This window comes from Nitrospira sp. BLG_2, from assembly GCF_049222245.1.
In genome coordinates this window covers 1-3,011 of record NZ_JBLYIG010000271.1, presented here as the reverse complement: position 1 = coordinate 3,011, position 3,011 = coordinate 1, and the positions used below count along the sequence as shown (strand labels likewise).

The following is a 3,011-nucleotide window of genomic DNA, read 5'->3' as shown; positions in this document are numbered from 1 at the left end:
AATGTATATCGCAGCTCGTAGGATGAACAAGACCGGCATTACCTGGCATCGTAGCCATCCCTCTAAATGCCTGTCAAGAAATGGTCATGCTTGCTCGCTTAGAATGCCTTCCAGTATGATCGCGAACGGAGCACGACCAACTCAAATGGCATAATGAAGGTGATCATGTCGATACATCACGACGCGTCCATTCAGGCTCTGTTGCAAGAGCGTATCCTTATCCTCGATGGAGCGATGGGGACCATGATTCAACAGCGGAAGCTGGATGAGTCGGCCTTCCGAGGTGAGCGGTTCAAAGATTGGAAGAAGGATGTGAAGGGCCACAATGACCTGCTCAACCTTACCCAACCCGCGATCATTGAAGAGATTCACCGGCAGTACTTGGAAGCGGGTGCCGATATCATTGAAACCAATACGTTCAATTCTCAAGCCATTTCCCTGGCAGACTACGGGATGGGGACACTGGCTTACGAACTGTCCAAGGCAGGAGCGGAATGTGCCAAGCGGGCGGTCGAGGCCGTGCAACGGGCGCAGCAGGGACGGCGTTGTTTTGTCGCCGGGGCGATCGGTCCGACGACGAAGACGTCGTCGATTTCCACTGATGTGAACAGTCCCGCTGCTCGCGGGACAACCTATGATGAGCTGGTCAAAGCCTACGGTGAGCAGGTTCAGGGGTTACTTGATGGTGGTGTTGATCTCCTGCTTGTGGAAACCATTTTTGACACGTTGAATGCAAAAGCCGCCTTCTTTGCAATCCAGCAGGCATTCGCTTCCGGCGCACGCCAGGTGCCGATCATGGCATCGGTGACGTTCATCCAGGCGGGCAGCAATCGTGGTGTGACCGGTCAAACCGTCGAAGCCTTCTGGAATTCCATCTCCCATGTCCCGTTGTTGAGCGTGGGGATGAATTGCGCGCTCGGTCCAAAGGAAATGCGTCCGCTGCTCGAAGAACTGGCGCACATCGCGCCAATCCATATCAGCGCTCACCCCAATGCCGGTCTCCCGAATCCGTTGCTGCCGACTGGATTTCCGGAAACACCTGACACATCGGCCCCCCGACGGCGTGAGTGGGCGGAGAATGGATGGCTGAACATCGTCGGGGGCTGTTGTGGTACGACGCCGGCCCATATCAAGCGTATTGCCGAAGCTGTGCGTGGCGTGAAGCCGCACGCACTCTCGAAGGTTGAACCCTACACGCGTTTGAGTGGTCTCGAAGCCGTGACCATCAGGCCTGACTCGAACTTTGTCAATATCGGGGAGCGAACGAATGTCACCGGTTCACCTGCGTTCGCCAAGCTGATTCTGACCGGTGACTATGAGGCGGCACTATCAGTGGCACGCCAGCAAGTAGAGGGTGGCGCCCAGATTATCGATGTGAATATGGACGAAGGCATGCTTGATTCCAAGGCGGCGATGGAAAAGTTCCTTCGGCTCGTTGCCTCGGAGCCCGATATCTGCAAAGTGCCTATCATGGTGGATAGCTCCAGATGGGAAGTGTTGGAAACCGGGCTGAAGAATATACAAGGCAAGGCTATCGTCAACAGTATCAGCCTCAAGGAAGGCGAACAGAAATTCATCGAACACGCGACCATCATCCGTCGCTATGGCGCGGCGGTCATCATTATGGCCTTCGATGAGAAGGGGCAGGCCGACACGCTGGAACGGAGGAAAGAGATCTGCGCACGTTCGTACAAGATCCTCACCGAGCAGGTTGGTTTTCCCCCGCACGATATCATCTTCGATCCCAATGTGTTGACCGTTGCGACGGGAATTGAAGAACATAACAACTATGCCGTGGATTTCATCGAAGCGACCCGCTGGATCAAACAGAACCTGCCGGGCGCGAAGGTCAGCGGGGGCATCAGTAATATCTCCTTTTCGTTCCGTGGCAATAACATCGTTCGAGAAGCGATGCATGCCTCCTTTCTGTATCACGCCATCAAAGCCGGGCTTGATATGGGCATTGTGAATGCCGGTCAGCTCGCCGTATACGAGGAGGTCCCAAAAGATTTGCTCGAACTTGTCGAAGACGTGTTGCTCAACCGGCGGTCGGATGCGACCGAGCGCTTGGTGACGTTTGCCGAGACCGTCAAGGCGAAAGGGAAATCGATTGCCAAGGATGATGAATGGCGGAAGGGCACTGTAGAGGAGCGGCTATCCCATGCGCTTGTGAAAGGCATGACGGACTATATCGACCAAGATACCGAAGAGGCTCGTCAGAAATACGCCAAGCCTTTGGACGTCATCGAAGGGCCGTTGATGGCAGGCATGAACATCGTCGGGGACCTATTCGGTTCCGGCAAGATGTTCTTACCACAGGTCGTCAAAAGCGCTCGCGTCATGAAGAAGGCCGTGGCCTATCTGATGCCCTTCATGGAAGAGGAGAAGAAACGAACCGGTAATTTTCGGGCACAGGGGAAGGTCTTGCTCGCGACGGTGAAAGGCGACGTGCACGACATCGGGAAAAACATCGTCGGGGTCGTGCTCGGTTGTAATAACTATGAAGTCATCGATCTCGGGGTCATGGTGCCCTGTGAGAAGATCCTCGCTGCTGCGCGAGAGAACAAGCCCGACATCATCGGCCTGAGCGGGCTCATTACACCCTCGCTCGATGAGATGGTGCATGTGGCCAAAGAAATGACACGCGAGGGGTTTGATGTGCCGCTCTTGATCGGTGGTGCCACAACGAGTAAGGCCCATACGGCGGTCAAGATTGCGCCCTCCTATGAGCCTGGTGTGGTCCATGTGTTGGACGCTTCGCGGGCGGTCGGCGTTGTAGGAAGTTTGGTGAGCCACACGCAGCGGCAAGACTTCGTGAAGGAGGTGAGGGATGACTACGAGCGGATGAGACAATCGCACCAGGATCGCGGTACCAAACCGCTCCTCTCGATCGCCCAGGCACGTGCGAATCGATTTCTATCAGACTGGGCCAAGACCGATATTCCCACACCAGTGAGGTTGGGCATTCAGACGATTGTTGATCAGTCCTTAGTCGAACTCATTCCCTATAT

General features: G+C 55.2%; 1 protein-coding gene. It reads left to right on the top strand.

From position 1 onward, the window contains the following. Positions 1-165 precede the first annotated feature (165 nt). The coding region (gene metH, locus ACOSYY_RS07515; protein ID WP_421661647.1) for a methionine synthase at positions 166-3,011 on the top strand (2,846 nt) is incomplete at its 3' end.